At 33.7% G+C, this 573-nt stretch carries 1 pseudogene; it reads right to left on the bottom strand.

Going from position 1 to position 573, the window contains the following annotated elements:
• Positions 1–28: 28 nt before the first annotated feature.
• Positions 29–573 (bottom strand): annotated as a pseudogene (locus HT687_RS10045) (XRE family transcriptional regulator); the annotation flags it as partial.

Below are 573 nucleotides of genomic sequence, written 5' to 3'. Positions count from 1 at the left end.
GCTTTGAAAACGTATTGCCTCCAAAGATTTAGTTAAATAATGATTTAACACAAAAAGAAATTATTGAAGTTCTGGAAAGATGTTGTTTCAGTATTGAGAAAAGGTGGGAAAAACTTGCGATTTTCACAGAGAAAGGATTGTTATAAATCTTGCATAGCTCTCTTGCTTCTATATAATAATTTTTGACTTGTTCTTTGCCAAGGAATTGTGTTCCACAATTTCCAACGAGAACGAGCAGGGGAGCTAGTTGGTAACTTGTTTGCCTCTCTTTACAGAGTTCGATAGTCTCAAGAGCTTCTTGGATGGCTTCATTATATTTTTCCTTTGATACTAGGTAGTGAGCGTAATTGTAACGAACTCTGATGTAGCCAAATAAAAACTCTTGATGCTCAAAATTTTTTGTCTGATATAACTCCATCAAATGAGAGTAGTTTGCCTCATATTCTTGTTCACGACCCACTAAGGAATAGAAATTAGATAGAGTATTCAAGGCCTTTAAATAAATCAGAGTATTTGAAGAGACTTTTAATAATATATTTTCCAATGAAGAAATAGCCTCACACTTACTGTCAT

It is taken from the genome of Streptococcus sp. 1449 (genome assembly GCF_013276805.1).
In the GTDB taxonomy this organism is placed as follows: domain Bacteria; phylum Bacillota; class Bacilli; order Lactobacillales; family Streptococcaceae; genus Streptococcus; species Streptococcus pseudopneumoniae.
Note: the sequence above shows the minus strand (reverse complement) of the source record. Positions and strands in the feature narration are given on the sequence as shown.